The organism is Paraburkholderia polaris (genome assembly GCF_012927345.1).
GTDB classification, from domain to species: domain Bacteria; phylum Pseudomonadota; class Gammaproteobacteria; order Burkholderiales; family Burkholderiaceae; genus Paraburkholderia; species Paraburkholderia polaris.
The window spans coordinates 38,323-61,690 of the sequence record NZ_JABBGJ010000023.1 but is presented as its reverse complement, the minus strand read 5'-3'; the positions used below and the strand labels follow the sequence as shown (position 1 = coordinate 61,690).

20 protein-coding genes are annotated in these 23,368 nt (G+C 62.4%); 11 read left to right on the top strand and 9 right to left on the bottom strand.

Annotated elements, in window-relative coordinates:
- Positions 1-185: 185 nt before the first annotated feature.
- The 7 genes from HHL24_RS21640 to HHL24_RS21610 all read right to left on the bottom strand — a co-directional run bounded on the left by HHL24_RS21640 (position 186) and on the right by HHL24_RS21610 (position 8,059).
- A complete protein-coding gene (locus HHL24_RS21640; RefSeq protein WP_169487445.1) occupies positions 186-704 on the bottom strand; it encodes an SLATT domain-containing protein in 519 nt (172 codons plus the stop codon).
- Positions 705-805: 101 nt separating this feature from the next.
- On the bottom strand, positions 806-1,864 hold the full coding sequence (locus HHL24_RS21635) for an LLM class flavin-dependent oxidoreductase (RefSeq protein WP_169487444.1): 1,059 nt from the start codon (positions 1,862-1,864) through the stop codon (positions 806-808).
- Positions 1,865-2,227: 363 nt separating this feature from the next.
- Positions 2,228-3,502 carry an acyl-CoA dehydrogenase family protein gene (locus HHL24_RS21630; protein WP_169487443.1) on the bottom strand — a complete coding sequence of 425 codons (1,275 nt, stop codon included), beginning with the start codon at positions 3,500-3,502 and terminating at the stop codon, positions 2,228-2,230.
- A 128-nt stretch (positions 3,503-3,630) separates the two neighbouring features.
- Positions 3,631-4,536, bottom strand: a complete 906-nt coding sequence (locus tag HHL24_RS21625; RefSeq protein ID WP_169487442.1) for an ABC transporter permease — start codon at positions 4,534-4,536, stop codon at positions 3,631-3,633.
- A 2-nt stretch (positions 4,537-4,538) separates the two neighbouring features.
- Positions 4,539-5,453 (bottom strand): ABC transporter permease, encoded by a 915-nt coding sequence (locus HHL24_RS21620; RefSeq protein ID WP_169487441.1) that lies wholly within the window; start codon positions 5,451-5,453, stop codon positions 4,539-4,541.
- A gap of 121 nt (positions 5,454-5,574) precedes the next feature.
- The gene (locus tag HHL24_RS21615; RefSeq protein ID WP_169487440.1) at positions 5,575-6,870 is read right to left on the bottom strand and encodes an ABC transporter substrate-binding protein; all 1,296 of its coding nucleotides are present in this window, start codon (positions 6,868-6,870) and stop codon (positions 5,575-5,577) included.
- A gap of 130 nt (positions 6,871-7,000) precedes the next feature.
- Positions 7,001-8,059 carry an ABC transporter ATP-binding protein gene (locus HHL24_RS21610; protein ID WP_169487439.1) on the bottom strand — a complete coding sequence of 353 codons (1,059 nt, stop codon included), beginning with the start codon at positions 8,057-8,059 and terminating at the stop codon, positions 7,001-7,003.
- A 316-nt stretch (positions 8,060-8,375) separates the two neighbouring features.
- On the opposite strand from HHL24_RS21610, the gene HHL24_RS21605 reads away from it, so the two are divergent.
- Both HHL24_RS21605 and HHL24_RS21600 read left to right on the top strand, forming a co-directional pair.
- On the top strand, positions 8,376-9,341 hold the full coding sequence (locus HHL24_RS21605) for a polysaccharide deacetylase family protein (RefSeq protein WP_169487438.1): 966 nt from the start codon (positions 8,376-8,378) through the stop codon (positions 9,339-9,341).
- Between the two features lie 2 nt (positions 9,342-9,343).
- Positions 9,344-10,078: a GntR family transcriptional regulator gene (locus tag HHL24_RS21600; RefSeq protein ID WP_169487523.1), complete on the top strand. Its 735-nt coding sequence runs from the start codon at positions 9,344-9,346 to the stop codon at positions 10,076-10,078.
- A gap of 82 nt (positions 10,079-10,160) precedes the next feature.
- Here the strand turns inward: HHL24_RS21600 and HHL24_RS21595 are convergent, their stop codons facing one another.
- Together HHL24_RS21595 and HHL24_RS21590 are read right to left on the bottom strand one after the other, a co-directional pair.
- On the bottom strand, positions 10,161-11,747 hold the full coding sequence (locus tag HHL24_RS21595; protein ID WP_169487437.1) for a gamma-glutamyltransferase family protein: 1,587 nt from the start codon (positions 11,745-11,747) through the stop codon (positions 10,161-10,163).
- A gap of 247 nt (positions 11,748-11,994) precedes the next feature.
- A complete protein-coding gene (locus HHL24_RS21590; protein ID WP_169487436.1) occupies positions 11,995-13,290 on the bottom strand; it encodes an O-acetylhomoserine aminocarboxypropyltransferase/cysteine synthase family protein in 1,296 nt (431 codons plus the stop codon).
- A gap of 449 nt (positions 13,291-13,739) precedes the next feature.
- Here HHL24_RS21590 and atzF point away from each other — a divergent pair, with 449 nt between their 5' ends.
- From atzF to HHL24_RS21545, 9 genes are all read left to right on the top strand, one after another.
- On the top strand, positions 13,740-15,590 hold the full coding sequence (gene atzF / locus HHL24_RS21585) for an allophanate hydrolase (protein ID WP_169487522.1): 1,851 nt from the start codon (positions 13,740-13,742) through the stop codon (positions 15,588-15,590).
- A 40-nt stretch (positions 15,591-15,630) separates the two neighbouring features.
- On the top strand, positions 15,631-16,728 hold the full coding sequence (locus HHL24_RS21580; RefSeq protein WP_169487435.1) for a BMP family ABC transporter substrate-binding protein: 1,098 nt from the start codon (positions 15,631-15,633) through the stop codon (positions 16,726-16,728).
- Between the two features lie 57 nt (positions 16,729-16,785).
- Positions 16,786-17,901: an ABC transporter permease gene (locus tag HHL24_RS21575; protein ID WP_169487521.1), complete on the top strand. Its 1,116-nt coding sequence runs from the start codon at positions 16,786-16,788 to the stop codon at positions 17,899-17,901.
- A complete protein-coding gene (locus tag HHL24_RS21570; protein WP_169487434.1) occupies positions 17,894-18,820 on the top strand; it encodes an ABC transporter permease in 927 nt (308 codons plus the stop codon). The genes HHL24_RS21575 and HHL24_RS21570 overlap by 8 nt, the downstream gene beginning before the upstream one ends.
- A 182-nt stretch (positions 18,821-19,002) precedes the next feature.
- Complete coding sequence (gene biuH, locus HHL24_RS21565) at positions 19,003-19,737, top strand: biuret amidohydrolase (protein ID WP_169487433.1); 735 nt, start codon at positions 19,003-19,005, stop codon at positions 19,735-19,737.
- Between the two features lie 3 nt (positions 19,738-19,740).
- Positions 19,741-21,405: an ABC transporter ATP-binding protein gene (locus HHL24_RS21560; RefSeq protein ID WP_206002963.1), complete on the top strand. Its 1,665-nt coding sequence runs from the start codon at positions 19,741-19,743 to the stop codon at positions 21,403-21,405.
- On the top strand, positions 21,402-22,097 hold the full coding sequence (locus HHL24_RS21555) for a cysteine hydrolase family protein (RefSeq protein ID WP_169487432.1): 696 nt from the start codon (positions 21,402-21,404) through the stop codon (positions 22,095-22,097). The genes HHL24_RS21560 and HHL24_RS21555 overlap by 4 nt, the downstream gene beginning before the upstream one ends.
- Positions 22,088-22,474, top strand: a complete 387-nt coding sequence (hpxZ, locus tag HHL24_RS21550; protein WP_169487431.1) for an oxalurate catabolism protein HpxZ — start codon at positions 22,088-22,090, stop codon at positions 22,472-22,474. Before HHL24_RS21555 ends, hpxZ begins: the two co-directional genes overlap by 10 nt.
- A gap of 36 nt (positions 22,475-22,510) precedes the next feature.
- Positions 22,511-23,296, top strand: coding sequence for a GntR family transcriptional regulator (locus tag HHL24_RS21545; protein WP_169487430.1), 786 nt, complete (start codon positions 22,511-22,513; stop codon positions 23,294-23,296).
- Positions 23,297-23,368 lie beyond the last annotated feature (72 nt).

Here is a 23,368-nt window from a genome sequence, read left to right as displayed (position 1 = left end):
AGCCGCCTTGCCCGCAACCGCGATCGAGCGCTGCTGTCGAAACTGCATGGCCAAATGACACGCCACCGGGTTCTGGGCATATACATCAGGCGCCTCGTCGCTTCAATCGAAGTTAATGCCATTTACAAATGACACAGAACATTTACGACGACCCCGCATTCTTCGACAACTACAGCCAATTAGGCCTATGCATCGCGGCTTCGTCGCGGTTCGTCGGACAGGGTTCGCTGGGTGCGATAAAAAACGCGCGGCGGCACGTTCGGTGAATCTTCAGCGAGCCGGTCGAGTTCGTCGCGGATTGCGGTGAGATAGTGGCCGTCGCGTGCATCGGCGTCACCTGCAAAGATCGCTTCCAGCCTACGCCGCACAGCGCCATAGCGCGCACCGGCCGCGCGATGCTTTTCCGCACGCTCCGCGTATCTGAGGAATGTTTGCAGCGCGGCCGAGACCGCCGCCGCAACGCTTACAAAGCCCACGAAGATCCTGAGCGCCGGCGAGACGGCGGTCGAACTCAACGACGCAAACACCGCCGTGCCCACAAAGGCAGTCAATGCGGTGACCAACCAGCCAACGCTGCGGTCTCGCGCCGATAGCAGGTCGGCCATGTCGTAATGACTCATCTGGGATTCACGCGCGCGCCGGATCCACTTCAGCAGAAGCTGGTCTTCGTCGACCGGCGGTTCGTACGCAATCAGGTTCTTCATGTCGCTCGTCGGGGCTGTCCAGTGTCGCAAGCGTAGCGCATGCGCCTGACCATACTGTGCCACATGCGGGCGGCGAGCTGAACGCGACGGAACTGCCCGGCTCAACCGAGCAGACGACGCACCCTTGGAATCACTTCTTCGGCAAAAATGCGCATGTCGGTCTCGAACGGCTGGAATTGCAGCATGAACAATTCGATCCCGGCACGATGAAAGCCGGCGATCCGCTGCGCGACAGTGTCATAGCTGCCGACCAGTCCAGCTGCCGTGCCGCCGTTCGAACCCACGCGCGGCGTTTGCGCGAAGGTCTGGAACATCACCGCCTTCGGATCAATGTTCGATTTCTGCTGCTGACGCAACGGAGCGTCTTTCGCGGCCAACGCGAATAAATGGTCGAGATGCTGACCGGCTGCCTCATCGGTTTCGCGGGCGATGACGAATGCCGACAAGCCAAAACGCAACGGCTCGTGCGCCGCGGGGCGCTCGCGGCCCGACACATCTGCGATCAATCCCTTGACGTCATTCAGCGGCTGGCCGTTGATGAACCACACGTCGCCCTTGTCGGCAACTAGCTGGCGCGCCGGTTCCGATTCGCCACCGACGTAGATGCGCGGACGGCTGCGAAACGGGTCCGTAGGCCGCAATAGATAGTCATCCACATTAAAATGCTCGCCGCGAAAGCTCGTGCGTTCGCCGCGCAGCAACGCGTCGACTACCGTTATCCACTCACACCCGTAGGCATAACGCGCGTCGTGCTCCGCGAAACCGATGCCGGCGCGCTCCAGTTCAGGGCGATTCCATGCGTTGACGAGATTGATCGCGAAACGCCCGCCGCTGATGTGTTCGATCTGCTGCGCCATCTTCGCCAACACCACAGGGTGATACAGATAGGGCTTGATCGCGGCGATGATTTCGATGCGCTCGGTCAGCGCCGCGAGCGCGGCCGATGCGGTCCACGCTTCGAGTTGATCGAAGTCGGGATTATGCGGGTTGATCGTGTGTTGCGCGACCAGCACGGAGTCGTAGCCAAGCCGCTCGGCTTCGAGAACGAGCGCTTTGTTTCGCGCCCACGACGCGTCGTACGGTTCATCGGGGTCTTGCAGCGCGGCGCGGCTACCGTGAACCAGCGCCCAGATACCGAAGCGGGGAGGCAGTGTTGACATAGTGCAGAAATCTCCACGGGAAAAGCGTACTCTTCAACTTGCATCAAACCTTGAATGATGAGCGATGCCGCCGCCGCGCGTTCCAATTTCTGCCTACATCGATCGATGAAATCAATCTTTGGCCGTGCGCCGTTCCTTTATATATTCATCGATTCCGCATACCCACATGGATCTCGATCGATGCCCCTCGCTTTTTTCGGCTCCCGAAGCCTGCGACGCCTCTGCGTGTGCCTGACGTTGATCGGCGGCGTGCTGTCGGCCGGCGTGGCATGCGCCCCGTCCCTTTTGCTGAGCGCTTTGGCTAAAAAGTCCTAAGGCCGCGCAAGCGGCCTTAGTCGTTTTAGTGCGTGCTATGCGTGCTTTTTACAGCTGAGCAGGTGCCGTGGAGACTTCCGGATTCCGCGCCACACCGAACCTTTCGTTGTGCGCTTTTCCATTCAGATAGAAGTCACCGATAGCGGCTTCGCGGATGATCGCCGGATTGTGTGACGCCAGCACCCGCGCATTGCGCCAATAGCGGTCGAAGCGGCGCGTCTCGCTGGTTGCCGAGGCGCCGCCCACTTCGAACAGCAGGGTAGCCGCCTGCAGCGTCTGCTCGATAACGATCTGCTGCGCCTGGAAAGTCTGGATGTCCAAGCGGATATAGGTCTGTTCGTCAGTGCGGCCTTCCTGTCGCCCCACCGACACTTCATCGATCGCGCGGGCGAGCGACGTACTGATGCTCTGTGTGGAATAAGCAAGGCTCGCCAGGCGGCCGACTACACGATGCACCAACGGATTGTCGCGCGGACTCGACTCCCCCGGAATACCGAAGGTTCTCGTTTTGCCTTGCGTGAACGCCACGGCATCGCGCAACGCCGCGCGGCTGATACCGGCCAGGTTTGCGACATGCAGCGCTTGATAGTAGGCGGTAAGCAGGCTGTTGCGGCGAGGTTCAGAGGCGCTATAGCGACGATACAGATTGTCAAGAGAGACCGGCACGTGCTCGAAACGCGCCGTGCCGCTGCCGGTGAGACGCTGCCCGAAGCCATCCCAATCGTCGATCCGGGCGAGGCCCGGCGTATCGCTCTTGACGAGCACGCGCACGTCGCTTTGCCCGTCGTGTGCGGTGACGTCGACCCAATCCGCGTAGAGCGTGCCGGTGGTGTAGTACTTCTCGCCGTCGAGATGCCACGCGCCGTCGGTTTGCGTGAGGCGCACGCTGTTATTGGTGACGCCGGTGCGTTCGGACACGGCGCCGCCGATGATCTGACCTTGCGCGATACGCGTGAGCCATCGGTCACGCAGCGGCTCATCGCCATTTTCCAACAACGCTTCGATAAAGCCGCCATGCACACGCAGGATTTGCGGAAGGTTGGAGTCTGCTTCGCCGAGACGCGTGACCAAGGCGAAGAATTCCGTGAGCGAAATACCATCGCCGCCATAGCGCTTCGGCACGCGCAGTTTGGTGTAGCCGGCTTCGCGCAACCATTCCACTGGCGCGTAGGCCAGTTCGCGATTCTGTTCGCGGTCTACGGCGCCTTCGGCGATACGGGCGAATACGGGGGCGAAACGATGGGTTAGTTCGTCTTCAGCAAACAGTTCTGCTGCGTCTGCGGCGGTATGGTTTGGGTTTTGGTGTGATTCAGATACTGACATGAGTTCTCCAAAGCGGGGCGGGCGCCGGGCGCAATCTGAGAACGGTACGGGAGTGGGCGGGGTGCTAGCAACGAAGTATTTGGTCGATTCTTAGAAGAAGTAGTGAAATGGCCTTACAGGCAGAAAGCCTACTTCATTCCGGCAACCGCACGCCTGCGCGCCAGGACCCTCACGGCAAGCAAACACACCCCCATCACAGTCAGCGACAGGACCGTAGTCATTGTCCCAAGCGCGTAAATCACCGGCGTAGTCACCGAAGTAGTCAGCCCCTGCAACTCAAGCGGCAAAGTATTTTGATCCCCAATCGCCTGCGAGGTGCGAGCAATCTCATCCCATGAAAGCGTGAACCCGAACATGGCGACGCCCACCACCGAAGGTCCAATAATCGGCAGGACGACATGCCGGAAACTCTGCCAAGGCGTGGCGCCCAGATCCCGCGAAGCCTCTTCATAAGCAGGATTGAAGCGGTTGAAAACAGCAAACATCACCAGCAAACCGAACGGCAGCGTCCACGTCAAATGCGCGCCCAGCGCCGACGTGAACAGGCCCATCGAAGTCGTATAGGTATCGGCAAAAGACTGATACCCCCACGCGGAAGCAAGATACTTCACACCGTTGTCCAGCAACCGGAACGTCAAGCCGATCCCAAGCGAAACGATAATGGACGGCATGATCAGACTGGCAACCGACACGTAAAACACCGCTGTATCCCCGCGAAATCGCCGGCGAAAAGCCAACCCCGCCGCCACGGAGAACAGAACGGTCAGCACGGTGACCGCCAACGCGAGCCGCACGGATCGACCAAACGCAGCCCAGATATCGACATCGCCGACACCATCGCGCAGCACGGCAAACCAATGCAGCGACACACCGCGCATCGGAAACGTCAATCCGCCCTCGGGGCCCTGAAACGAAAGAATGAAAATCGTAATCACCGGTCCATACAGGAACAGGACGAACAGCCCGAACAGCAGCGCGAGCCAGTAAAAGCTCGCCGGTCGATGCTCCCGATGTTTGTGACGAATGGCCTGCATCTTCACAGCTCCTTGCGGATGTCGACCACCCGCGTCAAACCCCACACGATCATCAACACCACCGCCAGCAGAATGATCGCGTTGGCTGCCGCTGCGGGAAATTGCAGGTAGCCGGTCTGCACCTGAATGATCTTGCCGACCGATGCGATCTGCTGCCCACCCATCACGCCGACGGTCAGGAAATCGCCCATCACGATCGTGATCACGAAGATCGACCCGATCACGATGCCGGTCTTCGACAACGGCAACACTACGTCGCGAATCACTTGCCAGCCGCTCGCGCCGGCATCGCGCGCGGCTTCGAGCAACGAGCGGTCGATGCGCATCATCGCGTTGAAAATCGGCACGATCATGAAGAAGGTGTAGAGATGCACGAACGCCAGCACGACCGAGAAGTTCGAATACAGCAACCATTCGAGCGGCTGATCGATCAGATGCGCACCCAGCAGCGCCTGATTGACGAGGCCGTTACGGCCAAGGAGCGGCATCCACGAGATCATGCGAATCACGTTCGACGTCCAGAACGGAATCGTGCAGACAAGGAAAAGTATCGTCTGCATGCTCGTCGTGCGCACGTGGAACGCGAGGAAGTAAGCGATCGAAAAGCCCAGCAGCAAGGTCACGGCCCACACGATCGCGCAGAATGTGAGCGTCGACCAATACGTCTTGAAGGTCACGCAGACGTCCGTCATCGACGAACAGCCGTTGAAAATGGCCGCGTAGTTTTTCAGCGTGAAGGCGGGAATGATCTGGTATTCGTTGAAGTCCCAGAAACTGACGATCAACGTAATCACCAACGGCACGATGAAAAACAGCAGGAACGTCAGCGAAAGCGGCGTCGCCTGCAACCATGCCGGCGCGCGCCGGTGTTTGACGGGTTCGTCCTGCGCGTGAGAGGGAAGGTCGATCGTTGCCATGGGCGGATATCTGTGGAAGCACTACGCGGCGGATTTGCTGCGCCATTGAAGAACTGCCGGCCTGTCATGCACCGGCAGTCCGGCATGCGATTCAGTCGCTCAAGCCACGCTCAAGCCGCGATCAAGCCGCGATGAACTCGTTCCACTTCTGAACCATATAGATGTTCTCGTCCATCACCGCATTCCAGCAGGCAATCGCACCCATGCGCTGGTTGTAGGACCCGCCGTCGCGCACGGTGCCGGCTTTCTCGAGCAGCTGGCCATCGGGCGCCTTGATGTCCTGCGCGGCCGCTTTGCCTTCGATCCAGTAGTCCCATTCGTAGGGCTGCATGTGCGTTTTCGCTGTCTCGAGCACACCCGAGTAATAACCTTGACGCATCAGGTAGGCGCCGGCCCAGCCGTCCTGGAACCAGTTGACGAACTCGTACGCAGCGTCGAGCTTCTTGCCCTGCAGCGAGCGCGGAAAGCCGAAACCCGACGCCCACGAGCGATAGCCTTCCTTGAGCGGCTGGAACTTGCAGGCGATGCCCATGGTGCGCACTTTGGTCACGGCCGGCGACCACATCGACTGGATCACCACTTCGCCCGAGGCCATCAGGTTGACGCTTTCGTTGAAGTCTTTCCAAAACGCGCGGAACTGGCCGGCGCGCTTGGCTTCGATCAGGATCTTGATGGTCTGGTCGATCTCGGCCTTGGTCATGTTGCCTTTGTCGCCGTATTTCACGTGACCCATCGCCTCGATCGCCATTGCCGAATCCATGATGCCGATCGCGGGAATGTTCAACAGCGCAGCCTTGCCCTTGAATTGCGGATTGAGCAGTTCAGCCCAGCTGTCGATCGGGCGTTTGATGAGGTCGGGCCGAATGCCGAGCGTGTCCGCGTTGTACGTGGTCGGAATCAGCGTCATCCATTCGGTCGGCGTCGCGGAGAATTCGGTGGAGCGCGGACCGGTCAGGAACATCACCTTCTTCGGCGCGGTGCCCTGATCGCCGATCTTCTTGCCGTTGACTTCACCGCGCGTCAGCACTGGCGTGATCTTGTCGGCGAGCTTGATGCGCTTCGCGTCCATGCCCGCGAGCGTGCCGGCCGGAATCAGTTTCTTGAGCGCGAAATATTCGGTGTCGACAATATCGAACGAGTTGGGCTGCGTGATGATGCGCTTGGCCACATCGTCAGTCGTCACCGGTACGTACTGGATGTCGATGCCCGTGTCTTCCTTGAATTTCTTCGCGATGTCGGCGCTCTGATTCACCGCTGTGCCGAGGTAGCGCAACGTGATCTTCTCCTGCGCATGCACGTACGGAAAACCGGCAATACCGGCCGCCGCCACGGCGCCCTTGATGAACGTGCGGCGCGACAGGCCTTTTTCCGTCAGGTCGGATGGGGCCGCTGCCGGGCTCTCGTTCGCTTCACTCATTGTCTTCTCCTCAGTTGACGTTCGCTTGACGTTCGCTTGATCTTTAATCAACGCTTGTTTGTCGTTCGGTTGAAGCTTCTCGTTCAGACGTACTCTTCGCTGCCATGCCACTTTAGTGTCGCGCAAGCGCTCAGGCGGCCAGCGGATGCGCGTCCTGCTCGTTCCACCAGACCACCACGCGTGCGTCGGGGCCGAGCCGCGCCGGGTCATAGTCGCTGTCGCTCACCAGAGAGATCAGTTCAGGCGAGCCGTCGAGCGGATCGAGTGTCATGCGCAAATGGGTACCCTGGTACTCCGCTTCACGGACCTTGCAGGGCACGCCGCCGATTCGGGTCAGGCCACTCTCACCGGTCGCCGTTTGGACGGGCGTGACGCCGTGCGGCACCACCCGCAGATGATCGGCGCGCACGGTAAACGAGCGGCCGTTCGCGTTGAATACGTTGTGACCGCCGAGAAACCGCGCGACGAATTCGGTGCGCGGACGGTTGAAGACTTCGTGCGGCGTGCCGCTTTGTTCGATCCGCCCGTGGCTCATCACGACCACCAGATCGGCAAGCGCCATCGCTTCTTCCTGCGAGTGCGTGACGTGCACGAACGTAATGCCGAGTTCTTTCTGCCAGCGCTTGAGTTCCGCTCGCATCTGCACGCGCAGGAAGGGATCGAGCGCGGACAGCGGTTCGTCGAGCAATAGACAGCCCGGTTGATTCAGCAACGCACGCGCGAGCGCTACACGTTGCTGCTGACCACCTGATAGCTGCGCCGGTTTGCGTTCGGCATACGCGGACATCGCGACCAGCTCCAGCAGTTCGCCGGCACGCTTGCGGCGCACATCCTTCGTGATGCCGCGCATTTTCAGGCTGAACGCGACGTTGTCGAGCGCGCTCAGATGCGGGAACAGCGCATAGTTCTGAAACACCATGGCCGTGCCGCGGGCAGCGGGTTCCTCACGCGTGACGTTGCGGCCCGCGATCAGAATGTCACCTTCGGTGACCGATTCATGCCCGGCGATCATGCGCAAGGTCGAGGTCTTGCCGCATCCCGACGGCCCGAGCAGGCAGCAGTACTGACCGCCGGCAATGCGCAGATCGATGGCGTCGACGGCAAGCGAGTCGCCGTATTGCTTCGACACATGCACCAGTTCGATATCGGCGGCTTTGGTTTCGAGTACCGTTGAAGCAGGCTGAATCATTAAGTGGGTGTCCTCGTGAACGGCAAAGAGCGGGCACGCGAAAAATCACACGCGATGCCTATGCGAAACGATCCAAATGCAAGACATGTGCCACCCATCGCATCGTGCCGCTCGCCAATTGCAAACGCGCCGGTGTGCTTAACGTCGACGAGTTGGCTCACATATTGCAAACGATCTGCAGCGTCGATCGTCAGCGATTAAAGAGATTTTTTTGCGCGATCGCGGTGCGTCCTCGGTCCGTCCCGGGGCATGATCCGGCCAACTCGGTTCATCCGGGGCGCCACGCGTCGCTTTTCGCCACTCACGGCTTCTTTACATGAACGACACACGGAACATGCCCGCAGCACAGACCCGCGCCCGTCAATTGATCACCACTCATGGCCGCTTTACGTATCGCCCGATCACGGACAGCGACGCGTTCCGCTGGCCCGGCGATAGTGGACTCGCGGTCTACCTCGGCTTCAACATCGAACACTTTGCGTTCGGCGAGGGACTCGGCGCCGCACTGGGCCCGATCTCCCCGCAACCGGATGTGCTGAACCATAGCTGGCGCGAATACGGCAACCGCGTGGGCGCGTGGCGCTGCATCGAACTGTTCGACCAACTGGACATGCCCGCGGGCACGCTCATCAATACCGCGCTCTACGACCATTGCCCGGAATTGATCGAGGCATGCGTGGCGCGTGGCGACGAACTGATCGGCCATGGGCACACCAATGCGCATCGGCAAAGCGACCTCGACGAAAACGGCGAACGTGAGCTGCTTCTGCATTGCCGCGAACGTATCGCCGAAACGTCCGGCACGCCGCCGGCAGGCTGGCTCTCGCCTTGGATATCGGAATCACACTTGACGCCCGATCTGCTGGCTGAGACCGGATATCGCTACACGCTGAACTGGTGTCACGACGATCGTCCGGTGCGCATGGCCACACGTGGCGGCCCGCTATGGTCGATTCCGTACCCGCAGGAACTCAACGATCTGCCGATGATGGTGGGCCGCCATATGGACGGCCGCGCGTTCGCCGACATGATCATCGATCAGTTCGACGAGATGCTCGAACAGGCCAATCGCGGCACGCAGCCCCAGGCGCTCGTCATGGGCATCGCGCTGCATCCTTATCTGGTGGGGCAGCCCTACAGACTGCGGCATCTGCGCCGCGCGCTCGAACATATCGCCGCGGCACGAGCGACCGGCGATGTGTGGATGACGACGCCAGGCGCGATCGCGCGTCACATGGACGAACTGGAGCGGGACGGCGTGCTGCGCCCCGAGGTCGCATGAGCATGAGCCCGAACGCCGGCGCGGCCACCGCCAGAAAAACGCCGAAAGAGGAGGCGGACGTCGACGCGCGCATCTATCAGTCGATCTTCGACGGCGTGCTGAATCATCGTTTGACGCCCGGCACGAAGCTGCCGGAACCCGAGTTATGCCAACTGTTCGGCGTGGGCCGCGCGATCGTGCGGCGAGTGCTGGAAAAGCTCGCCTACGACGGCATCGTCGTGCTGCGGCCGAACAAAGGCGCGGTGATCGCCGAGCCGACGCCCGAAGAAACGCGCGAGATCTTCGAGGCGCGGCGCTCGGTCGAACGCATGCTGGTCGAGCTTGCCGTGCAGCGCGCGAGTGCCGGGGACATCAACGCCTTGCGCCAGCAGTTGGCGAGCGAGCACGAGGCGATGCATCGCTTCGACCAGCCTTCGTGGGCCACGCTCGCCAGTGGCTTTCATATGCGCATCGCCGCGCTGGCGGGCAACTCGATTCTGCAAAACTATCTGAAGGAACTGGTTTCGCGCTGCTCGCTGATTGTCGGCGTGTATGAACCACCGGGGCATGCGCCGTGCGAGCACGCAGAGCATGCGGCGATCGTCGATTGCATCGAGGCACGCGATGCAGCGGGTGCAATGGGCCATATGGAAGCACATCTTCGGGATATCGAAGAGCGGATCGAAACCTCGAGGATGCGTGGCGAGAAAAGCCTCGGCCAGTTGCTCGGCATCACCGGCTACGCCACTCGAACCTAGGCTTCCAAACGTGGAAATCGACTTCGAAACGAATACCGGTGCGGGTCCGCTCTCAGCCGGCGCGAAACCAATCGCCGCGTTGCTAGACCCCGAGCGCGCGGCCATCGCTGCGCGGATCGTGAGCGCCTGAGGCCAAGCCATCTGCCTCGATGCGGATCACCCCGGGATGTCCCGCTAAAGGACTCTGCGCCGGGATGGCGCTGACTTCATGCCCACGCGCGGCAAGCGCCGCGAACACGTCGGCGCCGGCGTCTTCTTCGAGCTTCAAGGCATCGCGCGTGTCGGAGAAGGTCTTGCCAAGCAGAAAGCGCGGACGGGCGAGGGCAGTGAGCGGGTCCATCCCGTAGTCGATCAGGCGCGTGAGGATCGCGGCCAGCGTTTGCGGCTGACCGTCGGCGCCTTGTGTGCCGAACAGCAGGTGCGGCCGGCCATCCTTCAGATACATGCCGGGGTTGAGCGTATGGAACGGTCGCTTACCCGGCTGCACGGCGTTGTGATGCAGGGGATTCGTGCTGAACGACGCGCCGCGGTTGTGCCACAGAATCCCCGTATCGCCTGCCACCACGCCGCTACCCCAGTCGAAGTAAACGGTTTGCAGAACACTGACGCTGCGGCCTTCGCTATCCGTCGCGCCGATAAACACCGTGTCGCCCGGGCGAAACACATGGGGCCAGGCGCGCGCTTCACGCGGATTGATCGAGCGTGCATGCGCATCGAGCGTAGCGGGCGAGAGCATGTCGTCGACCGGCACGCTGTTGAACTCAGGATCGGACACGAAGCGGTCGCGGTCCACGAATGCACATTTCACGGCTTCCACCAGCAGATGGTAGTAATCGGCACTGCCTTCTGCAATCTGCTCAAAATCGAAACGATCGAGGGTGCCCATGATCTGCAGTGTCGTCACACCTTGAGTCGGCGGCCGCATGCTGACCAGTTCGCCGCCACGATAGGCGACACGCAAGGGCACTTCATCACGCGCTTGCGTTCGCGCCAGGTCGCTCAACGTCAACGGCGAGCCGGCCTCGCGCAAACCACGCGCGATCCGCTCTGCAAGCTCGCCTTCATAGAATTCGTGCGCGCCGAAGCGGGCAATCCGCTCGATGCTCTTCGCCAGCGCGGGCTGTGAGAAGCGTTGGGCGATGGCGGGAATGCGGCCATGCGGCGCAAAAGTCGCCGCAAAGCCGGGCAGCAAACGCAATTCATTCGCGCGAAGTGTTTGCCAGAAATGCTGCGAAGGCGTGACCGGAAATCCATCCGCTGCATATTCGAGCGCGCGATCAAACAGCGATGCCCATGATTGCCGCCCGCCCCATGACGCCCGGCTGATTTGATACGCCTGATTCCACGTATCGACGGTCGCGGCCGTGGTGATCGCAGACGCCGCCCCGCGCAGAGGAATAGCGCCGTCGAACTCAGGCAACTGCGCCGCGGCCTGGCCGATGCCCGATACCGTGCGCAACATCCCTTGCCGGTCGCCGATCACCCAGAAAGCGTCGCCGCCGAGTCCCGTAAAATGCGGATACGTCACGCACAGCGCCGCGCCGATGGCGATCGCGGCTTCGATCGCATTGCCGCCCGCGCGCAATACGTCGAGGCCCGCGGCGCTGGCAACTGCATGCGGGCTGGTGACCATGCCGCCGGCGCTGCTGGCGAGTCTTATATCGTGCATCGCTACTCCGCTGCTGGGGATGAGCTGTGAGTGAGCTCGTCGGAGTATCGAGTATAAGTTCGCACGCCGTGCCGAAGTAAATCAGCGCGCAGCGGCAATATGCAGTCAACACCGCGCACGAGCATGAATCGCGCGGCGTGAGCACATGTGCTCATGTGCTCATGTGCTCACGTGCTCACGTGCTCACGTGCTCATGTGCTCACGTGCTCACGTGCTCACGTGCGCTAAGCAGCGTTGTGCGCTGCGCTCAAAGCGATGCCAACGCCTGATCCAGGTCCTCGAGCAGATCGTCGATATGTTCGATACCCACGGATAGCCGCACCGTCTCCTCACGCACGCCCGCGCGCGCCAGCTCTTCTGGTGACAACTGCCGATGCGTGGTCGACGCCGGATGCGTAACCAGTGACTTCGCGTCGCCGATATTGACGAGGCGCGTGAACAGTTTCAGTCGATCCTGGAAGCTCGCCCCCGCGGCGCGGCCGCCCTTTACGCCGAACGTCAGGATGCCCGGGCCGCGTCCCGACAGGTAGCGCTTCACAAGCGCATGGTCCGGATGGCCAGGCAGCCCGGCGTAGCTCACCCACTCGGCCTTGCTGTGCTCCTGCAGATGCCGCGCAATCCTCAACGCATTCTCGCTGATGCGATCCATGCGCAGCGCGAGCGTCTCGATGCCTTGCAGGATCTGGAACGCGTTGAACGGCGAGATGGCCGCGCCGATGTTACGCAGCGGCACGACACGCGCGCGTCCGATATAGGCAGCCGGGCCGAGCGCTTCGGTGTAGGTGACGCCGTGATAACTCACGTCTGGCGTGGTCAGACGCTTGAACCGTTCGGCATGCTTCGCCCAGGGAAACTTGCCCGAGTCGACAATCGCGCCGCCGATGCTGGTGCCGTGGCCGCCGAGATACTTGGTGAGCGAATGCACGACGATGTCCGCGCCATGCTCGAACGGCCGTAGCAGATAGGGCGACGGCACGGTGTTGTCGACGATCAGCGGCACGCCGTGACGATGCGCGATCTCGGCAAGCGCCGCGATGTCGGTGATGTTGCCAAGCGGATTGCCGACCGACTCGACGAAGATCGCTTTGGTGCGCTCGTCGATCAGGGCTTCGAACGAAGCTGGCTCACGCGGATCGGCGAAACGCGTGGTGATGCCGTATTGCGGCAGCGTATGGGCGAACAGGTTGTAGGTGCCGCCATACAGCGTGCTCGACGAAACGATGTTGTCGCCGGCTTCGGCGATCGTCAGGATCGAATAGGTGACCGCCGCCTGGCCCGACGCGACCGCCAGCGCGCCCACGCCGCCTTCGAGCGCGGTGACGCGTTGCTCGAGCACGTCCTGGGTCGGATTCATGATCCGCGTATAGATGTTGCCGGGCACCTTCAGATCGAACAGGTCGGCGCCGTGCTGCGTATCGTCGAAGGCGAAGGCCGCGGTCTGATAGATCGGCACGGCTGCCGCGCGGGTGGTCGGGTCAGGCTGATAGCCGCCGTGCACCGCAATCGTTTCGAGGCGCCAGTTGGCGGATGCGGACTCGCTCATGATCGGTCTCCAGAGATTAGGGCTTGGGTTGCGTCGCGTGATGAGTGGCGATTATTGAACGCTTTGCCCGCGCGCTTTAGCACGTTTTTTCGCTTGCTTAGCTGGTTTGGTTTGATGTGCTGCGCGGCGTACTACCGGTCGTTTGCGCGTCGTCGACAGGATTGTGTTTCCCAACTGCCTACGATCGCGACGCACCGTGCGCGCGAAGCGCGAATGCAGGGCGCGGGAGCCCCGAGTTGGGGAGCGGTGCACCATGACGCTTTGCTCACAGGGCGGCAGCGCGGGCCGGCCTCGTCGCCGGAAAATCGTCCCAAAGCCAAACCTGGCAAGGCTGATAGCAGGTTCGGACGAACCTGGAATGCACCTGGCATAGCTCCTGCTAATTTGAGTCCAAACTTGTATTCAAGATTGAACTCAAGGAAAAACCAGTGTCTATTTCTTCGCCCCTGATGGTCCGTAGTCTCCTCGCGGCGTATGCCGCCAAACGTCTTACACCCACTGAAGTCGTGGCGTCGGCGCTTGCTCGCATCGTCGAAATCGACCGGCCGGAAGTCTGGATCTTGCGTGTGCCCACAGCGGACGTGCAGGCCCGCGCCCATGCGCTCGAAGCGCTTTACGAAGAGCAGGGCAGCGCCGTGTTCGAACGGATGCCGCTGTTCGGCGTGCCGTTCGCGGTCAAAGACAATATCGACGTCGCCGGCTTGCCGACCACCGCCGCGTGCGAGCCTTTCAGCTATACGCCGGACACCTCGGCATTCGCTGTGCAGCGCCTCATCGACGCCGGCGCGATCCTGATCGGCAAGACCAATCTCGACCAGTTCGCGACCGGCCTCGTCGGCACGCGTTCGCCTTTTGGCGCGGTGCGGCACACCGAGTTTCCACAGCGCGTGTCCGGCGGGTCGAGTTCCGGGTCGGCGGTTGCCGTGGCCGCGGGTTGCGTGGCCTTTTCCCTCGGCACTGACACTGCCGGCTCGGGTCGCGTGCCGGCCGGGTTCAACGGGCTTGTCGGCCTGAAGCCGTCGCTCGGACTTGTCAGCAAGCGCGGTGTCATGCCGGCGTGCCGTAGCCTCGACACGATCTCGGTGTTCGCTCACGACGTCGACGATGCGTGGCGCGTGTTTAGTGAAATCGCGCGTTTCGATCCGCTCGACGGCTACTCGCGCAAGGTACCGAGTCTCGGCCTCTTGCGTGGCGCGCCGCGGATCGGTGTGCCGGATCACCTCGAGTTCTTCGGCGACGCAGCGGCGAATCAGGCGTTCTCCGCCGCACTCGATACGCTCTCGACGCATCTGCATCTCGATCCCACGCCGATCGATTTCCAGCCGCTGAGGCAAGTCTCCGCGCTGCTCTACGACGGCCCGTGGGTGGCGGAACGGCGCGCCGCGCTTGGCGCATTCTTCGAGACGAATCACGAAGCGATCGACCCGGTGGTCGCAACCGTGATCGGCAAAGCGGACCGCTTCAGTGCCGCTGACGCGTTCAACGGCCAGTACGCACTCGCCGACCTGAAGCGCCATGCCGAACAGCTTTTCGAGGCAATCGACATCCTGGTCGTTCCGACCACACCGACGCATCCGTTGATCGCCGACGTGCAGGCCAATCCTGTCGAGTTGAACAGTCAGCTTGGCTATTACACGAATTTCGTCAATCTGCTCGATCTGTGCGCGCTGGCCGTGCCGTGCCAGCGTCGCCATGACGGCTTGTCAGCCGGCGTCACCCTGATCGCACCGAGCGGCGCGGACCGGCGTCTCGCCGAATTGGGCGCGCGGATCCAGGCGCTGTTCGCGAGCGCCAACCGCCCTCGGGGCGAGACCGCTGCCGCAGCCGAACCGACAACCAGAACGGGGACCGCAGGCACGGCGAACCTGATCGAACCGCTGCCGTTTCAGGAGCCGAGCGTTACGCTCGCCGTGGTCGGCGCGCATCTGCGTGGCCAGCCGCTGAACTGGCAACTTCAGGAAGCCGGCGCACGTTTTGTCGTGGCGACCCAAACCACCCCCGATTACACGCTTTACGCGCTGGCCAACACGCAACCGCCGAAGCCAGGGCTTGTGCGAGTATCCGACCAGCAAGGCGCGCCCATCGCCGTGGAAGTCTGGGAAGTGCCGCTGCGCACCTTCGGCAAGTTCGTCGCCGACGTGCCCGCACCGCTCGGCATCGGCACCGTGCAACTCGCCAACCACCTCACTGTGAAAGGCTTCATCTGCGAGCCGTCGGCGGTGAGCGACAGCAGTGGCGCAACCGACATCACTTCGTTCGGCGGCTGGCGCGCTTATCTCGACAGCCTGAATGTCAACTGAACGCCAACGCTCCTCAACCCCCAACCAGGAATTGGACATCATGACCAGCCGCCGGAATTTCATCAAGAGCGCCAGCCTGTTGACGCTCGGCAATATCCTGCCGATTCAATCGGTGTTCGCCGCGCCGAAGACGACGGTCGGCGTGATCTACGTCGGCGCGCGCAGCGACTACGGCTACAACCAGGCTCAGGCAACGGCCGCCGCCGTCATCAAGAAGATGCCCGATGTGAAGGTGGTGGAAGAGGAGAACGTGCCGGAAACCATCGCCGTGCAGAAGACCATGGAAGCCATGATCGAACAGGACGGCGCCACGCTGATTTTCGCGACCTCGTTCGGTTACTTCGATCCGCATGTGCTGAAGATGGCGGCTAAATATCCGAAGGTGCGTTTCGCGCATTGCGGCGGTTTGTGGAAGCAGGGCAACCCGTCGAACATCACCAGCTACTTCGGCTATATCGACGAATGCCAGTACCTGAACGGCGTAGTCGCGGGCCATATGACGAAGAGCAAAAAGCTCGGCTTCGTCGCCGCCAAACCGATTCCGCAGGTGCTGCGCAACATCAATTCGTTCACGCTTGGCGCGCAGTCCGTCGATCCGTCGATCACCACGCAGGTGATTTTCACGGGCGACTGGTCGATGCCCGTGAAGGAAGCGGAAGCCACCAACAGTCTCATCGATCAGGGGTGCGATGTGCTGACCTGTCACGTCGACGGTCCGAAGGTCGTCGTGGAGACGGCGGAAAAGCGCGGCGCGATGAGTTGCGGCTATCACGCGAGCCAGGCAGCGCTCGCGCCGAAAGGCTATCTGACCGGCGCGGAATGGGACTGGGCAACACCGTATAAGCAGTTGGTCACGGGCGCGCAAGTCGGCACGCCGCAACCCAATGTGCTGCGTGGCGGGTTGAAAGAAGGCTTCGTGAAGATGTCGCCGTATGGCGCGAAAGTCACCGCGCAGGCGAAGCAGAACGCCGACTCGATCAAAAGCAGCATGGTGGCCGGCAATTTCGTTATCTTCAAAGGCCCGATGAAGGACAACAAGGGCGGCACAGCAATCGCCTCCGGCGCGAGCCATATACAGACCGACTACACGCTCGAAAGCATGAACTATTTGGTGGCGGGCGTCGTCGGCCAGATCTGATGGCGGCCTGCGTGGTTGTATGAGTGTGCGTGAGTTGGCATGAAAGAAGGAACCCTGATGCGCCCCAATGCCCCTACCGCGAGAGTGATGCTGTCGCTCTTGCCCGCGCTGCCCACCGCATTGGCGGTGCTCGGCACGCTGCTGCTGTTCTCGCTGTTCCTGCTGGTGCAGGGGCAGCCGGCGCTCGATGCGATCGGGCTGATCTTTGAAGGCGCATTCGGCTCGTCGTTCGCGTGGCAGAGCACCTTGCTGCGCGCCTCGCCGCTGATGCTGACCGCGCTGTGCGTCGCGCTGCCCGCCCAGGTCGGACTGATCGTGATCGGCGGCGAGGGTGCGCTCGCGCTGGGCGGCATGTGCGCGGCGATCGTCCCGCAGATGCTGCCGCACGGCACGCCCTGGCTGCTCGCCACGCCGTTGATGGCGGTAGCCGGCATGCTGGCCGGCGGCATCTGGATCGGCGCGGTCGGCGCGCTGCGGCAATGGCGTGGCGTCAACGAGACGATCAGCAGCCTGTTGATGTCGTATATCGCGATCGCCCTCTTCAAGCATCTGGTGGAAGGGCCGTTGCGCGACCCCGCGAGCCTGAATAAACCGTCCACCTATCCGGTACCCGACGCGATGATGATCGGTTCGATCCCCGGACTCGATACGCATTGGGGACTGTTCTGGGGCGTCGTCGCGTGCATCGCGGCGTGGGTGTTCGTGAAGTTCAGCACCAAGGGTTTCGCGATGCGCGTGGTGGGCGGCAGCAATCGCGCCGCGCGTCTGGTCGGCTTGCCGGTCAATCTGCTGGCTCTTGCCGCGTGCGTATTGGGCGGCGCTGCGGCGGGACTCGGCGGCATGTTCGAAGTCGCGGCGGTGCAGGGCAGCGCGAATGCATCGTTGCTGGCGGGTTATGGCTACGCGGGCATTCTCGTCGCGTTCGCCGCACGCCAGAATCCGCTCGCGATCATCGCGTGCGCGCTGATGATCGGCGGCATCGAGGCGAGTGGTTCTCTGCTGCAACGGCGGCTCGATCTCCCCGACGCCACCACGCTCGTCTTGCAAGGCCTCCTGTTCGCGAACCTGCTTGCATGGGAAGCGCTCGGCGGGCGCATCGCCGCATGGCGCGTCAAATTGCAGGCCGCCGCGCAGACCGACCTTCCCGTGCAACTGGAGCAGACCCATGCCTGATATGCATTCGCCCATTGTGATCCTGTTGCTGTCGTTGTTCGCCGGTGCGATCCGTGTCAGCACGCCTTATCTGTTCGTCAGTCTCGGCGAATGCCTGACCGAGAAGGGCGGCCGTGTGAATCTCGGTCTCGAAGGCATTCTTGTGTCCGGCGCGATGAGCGGCTATGCCGGTGCTTTTCTGACCGGCTCGCCGTGGGCCGGTGTGCTTGCGGCCGGTTTCGTCGGCTTGTTGCTTGGCTGCCTGCATGGCCTCGTGTGCTCGTTGCCGCGCGTGTCGGATATTGCGTTCGGCATCGCATTGATGCTGCTCGGCACCGGGCTCGCGTTCTATCTCGGCAAGCCCTTCATCGAACCGCAGGCGCCGATGCTGCCGTTCATCGATCTCGGCACGTGGACCTCGTCGCCGCAATTGCATAACGCGCTGCATATCAACTTGCTGTTCGTGATTGGCGTGGTGCTGGCGTTCGCACTGCAATGGGGTCTGCGCAATACCCGCTGGGGCATGGTGCTGCGGCTCGTCGGCGATCATGCCGAGACGGCGCGCGCCATGGGCTATCCGCTCACGCGTGTGCGCATCGCCGCGACGGCGGTGGGCGGCGTGTTCGCGGGTATTGGCGGCGCGTATCTGTCGCTGGTTTATCCGGGCAGCTGGAATGAAGGGCTTTCCAGCGGACAAGGACTGATGGCGGTCGCGCTGGTGATCTTCGCGCGCTGGCAGCCGTTGCGTTGTCTGTGGGCCGCACTGCTGTTCGGCGCGGCCGGCGCACTCGGGCCCGCATTGCAGGCGATTGGCGTGACGAGCGGCTACTACCTCTACAACGCCGCGCCGTATGTGCTGACGCTCGCGATCATGATCGTCAATTGCCGTCCGGATCGGACGCTGGCTGGTGCGCCGGGGGAACTGAGCTTGACCCGCTGAACGGCTGCTCACTGAATCCGACTCGCCGAGTTTGAGCCAAAGAATCTGAATCGGTGAGATTGAACCGTTGAACGTGGCTAGTTGACGATGAACCGCCGAACCGACTCGCCGAGCCCGAGCTAGCCACACTGATTTTGCCCTGCCTTGCGTGCTTTCAAGGACCAGTTAAGGATCTCACCACCATGAACCGATTCATCGAAGCAAAGCCCTATCCGTGGCCCTACGACGGTAACCTGCGGCCGGACAACACGGCACTCGTGATCATCGACATGCAGACGGATTTCTGTGGCCACGGCGGCTATGTCGACAAAATGGGCTACGACCTGTCGCTGACGCGCGCGCCGATCGAGCCGATCAAAAGCGTCCTGAAGCCGATGCGCGAGCTGGGCTTCACGATCATTCACACGCGCGAGGGGCATCGGCCGGACCTCTCCGACCTGCCCGCCAACAAACGTTGGCGCAGCCGCCGCGCGGGCACTGACGGCGTAGGCATCGGCGATGACGGCCCATGCGGCAAGATCCTCGTGCGAGGCGAACCGGGCTGGGAAATCATCGACGAACTGGCGCCGCTGCCGGGCGAAATCATCATCGACAAACCCGGCAAGGGCTCCTTCTGCGCGACGGATCTCGAACTGATCCTGCGTACGCGCGGCATCGTCAATCTGGTGCTGAGCGGCATCACCACTGACGTCTGCGTCCACACGACCATGCGCGAAGCCAACGATCGCGGCTTCGAATGCACGGTGCTGGCCGACTGCTGCGGCGCGACCGACAAGAGCAATCACGACGCCGCGTTGCACATGATCACCATGCAAGGCGGCGTGTTCGGCACGGTGTCGGACTCGCACGCGCTGCTGGCTACGCTACTGGCCATAATGGCGGCGCCGGCAGCGGCGCTGGCCACTTCAGGCAGATAAATTATGTCGACCGCTCCGAAGGCATTGGGCGTGGAAGTGCTGAACGCAAGCAAATCGTTCGGCGCGTTCCGCGCGCTGGATAGCGTCTCGATCAAGGTCAAGGCCGGCACGATCCACGCGCTGCTCGGCGAGAACGGCGCGGGCAAGAGCACGCTCGTGAAAGGGCTGGTCGGCTATGGCGTGCTCGACGACGGACAGATCGCCGCCGATGGCCGTGAGGTCCACATCACGTCCCCGCGCGATGCGCAGGCGCTCGGCATCGGCATGGTGTATCAGCATTTCACGCTGGCGTCCGGCCTGTCGGTCGAAGAAAACCTGTTGCTCGCGCGCGGGCAGATGCCGTGGAAAATCAACTGGAAGGGCGAGCGCGCCGCGCTTACCGCATTCATGCAGCGCATGCCGTTTCGCTTGCCGCTCGACGCGCCGGTGGCCACGCTCGCCGCCGGCGAAAAGCAGAAACTCGAAATCCTGAAGCAGCTTTATTTGCAGCAGCGCTTCCTGATTCTCGACGAACCCACCTCGGTACTAACGCCGCAAGAAGCTGACGAAGTGCTCGGCCTGATGCGCGAGCTGACTTCGCGCGGCGAGCTGACCGTGCTGATGATCACGCACAAGTTCCGCGAAGTGATGGCCTACGCCGACGACGTCACCGTATTGCGCAAGGGCAGGCAAGTCGGCACGAGCGCGGTTGCCAACACCAGCCGTGACGAACTCGCCGCGTGGATGATGGGCACCGTCGCCACGCACGCCCCGAAGGAAGTCCCCTTGGGGGGCATCCAGAAGGAAGTCCCCGTGGGGAACGATGCGCCGGTGATGGCCGCGATGACGATGGAACGCGTGCCGCGCAAGCCAGTGGACGACACGGCGCAAGTGCGTCTCGCCCTGCGCGATGTTTCGGTCGAGGACGATCGCGGCCACACGGCGGTCAAGCACGCGACGCTCTCCGTGCGCGCGGGCGAAATCCTCGGACTGGCGGGCGTGTCCGGCAATGGTCAGAAGGAACTGGTGGAAGCGCTGGTCGGTCAACGTCGCGTGAAAACCGGCGACATGCAGGTGGCCGGCAAGGCCTATCATGCGAGCCGCGAAGAGATGACCCAAAGGCGCGTATTCGCGATACCCGAAGAGCCGCTGAAAAACGCCTGCGTCGCCGCGATGAGCGTGGCGCAAAACCTCGCGCTGCGCGACTTCGATCGCGAGCCGTTGCGGCGCGGCGGCTGGTGGCTCGACCGGCGTGCCGTGCGCGAGCGTGCCGCACAGTTGATCGGCGAATTCAATGTGCGTCCACCGCTGCCGGAACGCGCGATCGGCACGCTGTCGGGCGGCAATGTGCAGCGCGCGGTGCTGGCGCGCGAACTCGGACAGCCGGTGGATGTGCTGATCGTCGCAAACCCTGTGTTCGGTCTGGATTTCGCATCGGTCGCCGATATTCATGCCCGTCTGATGGCCGCACGCGATGCCGGCGCAGCGGTGCTGCTGGTCAGCGAAGACCTCGACGAACTGCTCGAACTGGCCGACCGCATCGTGGTGATCGCGGAGGGCAAACTGGTGTTCGAGACGCCCGCGGCGCGCGCGGATCGGACCGTGCTGGGTCAGCATATGGCAGGGCATGGCGACGCCCCGGCGCATCACGCTGCGCCCGTTGAAACAATCAAGGAAGCCATCGGATGACACCGCAAACCGAGTTGACGATCGACGCCCAGCCTGGCCCGTTCAGCCTCGCGCCCACGAAAACCGCGCTGATTGTGATCGACATGCAGCGCGATTTCATCGAACCGGGCGGCTTCGGCGAATCGCTTGGCAACGACGTGTCGCTGCTGGCTGAGATCGTGCCGACCGTCGCGGCGTTGCTGGCCTTCGCGCGCAGGCACCAATGGCTTGTCGTGCATACACGTGAATCGCATGCGGCGGATCTGTCCGACTGCCCGCCGGCAAAACGGCTCAGAGGCGCACCCAACGCCCGCATCGGCGACGCCGGACCGATGGGGCGCATCCTGATTCGCGGCGAGCCCGGCAATGCGATCATCGAACCGCTCGCGCCGCTTGCCGGCGAACTGGTGATCGACAAACCCGGCAAGGGCGCGTTCTACGCCACGCGGCTCGGCGAAGAGCTCGCGATGCGCGGCATTACGCATCTGGTGTTCGCAGGCGTGACCACCGAAGTGTGCGTGCAGACCTCGATGCGCGAAGCCAACGACCGCGGTTACGACAGTCTGCTGATCGAAGACGCCACCGCCAGTTATTTTCCTGCGTTCAAGCAGGCGACGCTCGACATGGTGCGCTCGCAAGGCGGCATTGTCGGCTGGACCGCACCGTTTTCTTCATTGACGAAACTCGACGAGACGATCCCGGCATGGAAATAAATCAGCCCGACGTGGTAGCTCAGGTGCAGGCAGCATTTGTCGAATACGAGCGGGCGTTGGTCGACAACGACGTCGCGGCGATGAACGCGCTGTTCTGGCATACGCCGGAGACGGTCCGCTACGGCATCGCCGAAATCCAGCACGGCGGCGAAGCGATCCGCGCATGGCGCGAGACCTGCGAGCCGGTGCCAAAGTCGCGCAAGCTGCATCGAACCGTGGTGACGACCTTCGGCACCGACTTCGCCACCGTCAGCACCGAATTCACCAGCGACGCGACGCCTTTGCTCGGCCGTCAAATGCAGACGTGGGCAAGGCTCGGTCCCGCCGACGGCTGGAAGATCGTCGCGGCGCACGTCAGCCTTATCGTTATGCCATGAAACGCCGATAATAAGAAAAAAGGGGATGTGGCATCAATGAACGACGACCCGACGAATCTGCTCGACACTCCCGCTGAGGCTGGCGCACCTGGCGCACCTGGCTCCACGGGCATGCAGGGCATGCCTGGCGTGCCGGCCGCGGCCAATCCGCTGGCCGAGCAGGTGTACCAGCAACTGAAGAACGATATCTTCAGCTTCCGCCTGTTTCCCGGCGACCGTTTTTCGGAGAACGGCATCGCGCAACACTACGGCGTGTCACGCACGCCGATGCGCGACGGCCTGTTTCGTTTGCAACGCGAGGGGTATCTGGAAGTCGGCTTCCGGCGCGGCTGGAAAGTGGCGCCGATTAATTTCGACCAACTCGATCAGCTCTACGATTTGCGCATCGTGCTGGAAGTGGCGGCCGTCGAACGCGTGGGCGCGGGCGGCGACGCCGCGCATGCGGCCGTCGAAGCGCTGAAGGCCGTATGGTGCGTCGAGCCCGAATTGCGCGAGAGCGACCCGGTGAAGATGTTCGGCATGGACGAGAATTTCCACCGTCAACTGGTCGCCGCGACCGGCAACGCGGAGATGCTGCGCGTGCATAACGAAGTGACCGAGCGCATCCGCATCGTACGACGGCTGGACTTTCTGAAGCCGCACCGCACGAGCGCCACCTACGACGAACATTCGACCATGCTGAACCTGATCGAACGCAACCGGGTGACGGAAGCGATCATCCTGCTGCGCGCACATATCACGCAGAGCAAGCTGGAAGTGCGCAAGATCACGCTGTCGATGCTGGCGGCGGCGCGCGATAGCAAGTTGCCGTTTGTGTCCTGAGTGACCTCAGTAAAATCCGCCCGGAAGCCATCGAATTCTGCTCTAGAACTATCACGCAACCACACGTCCCCG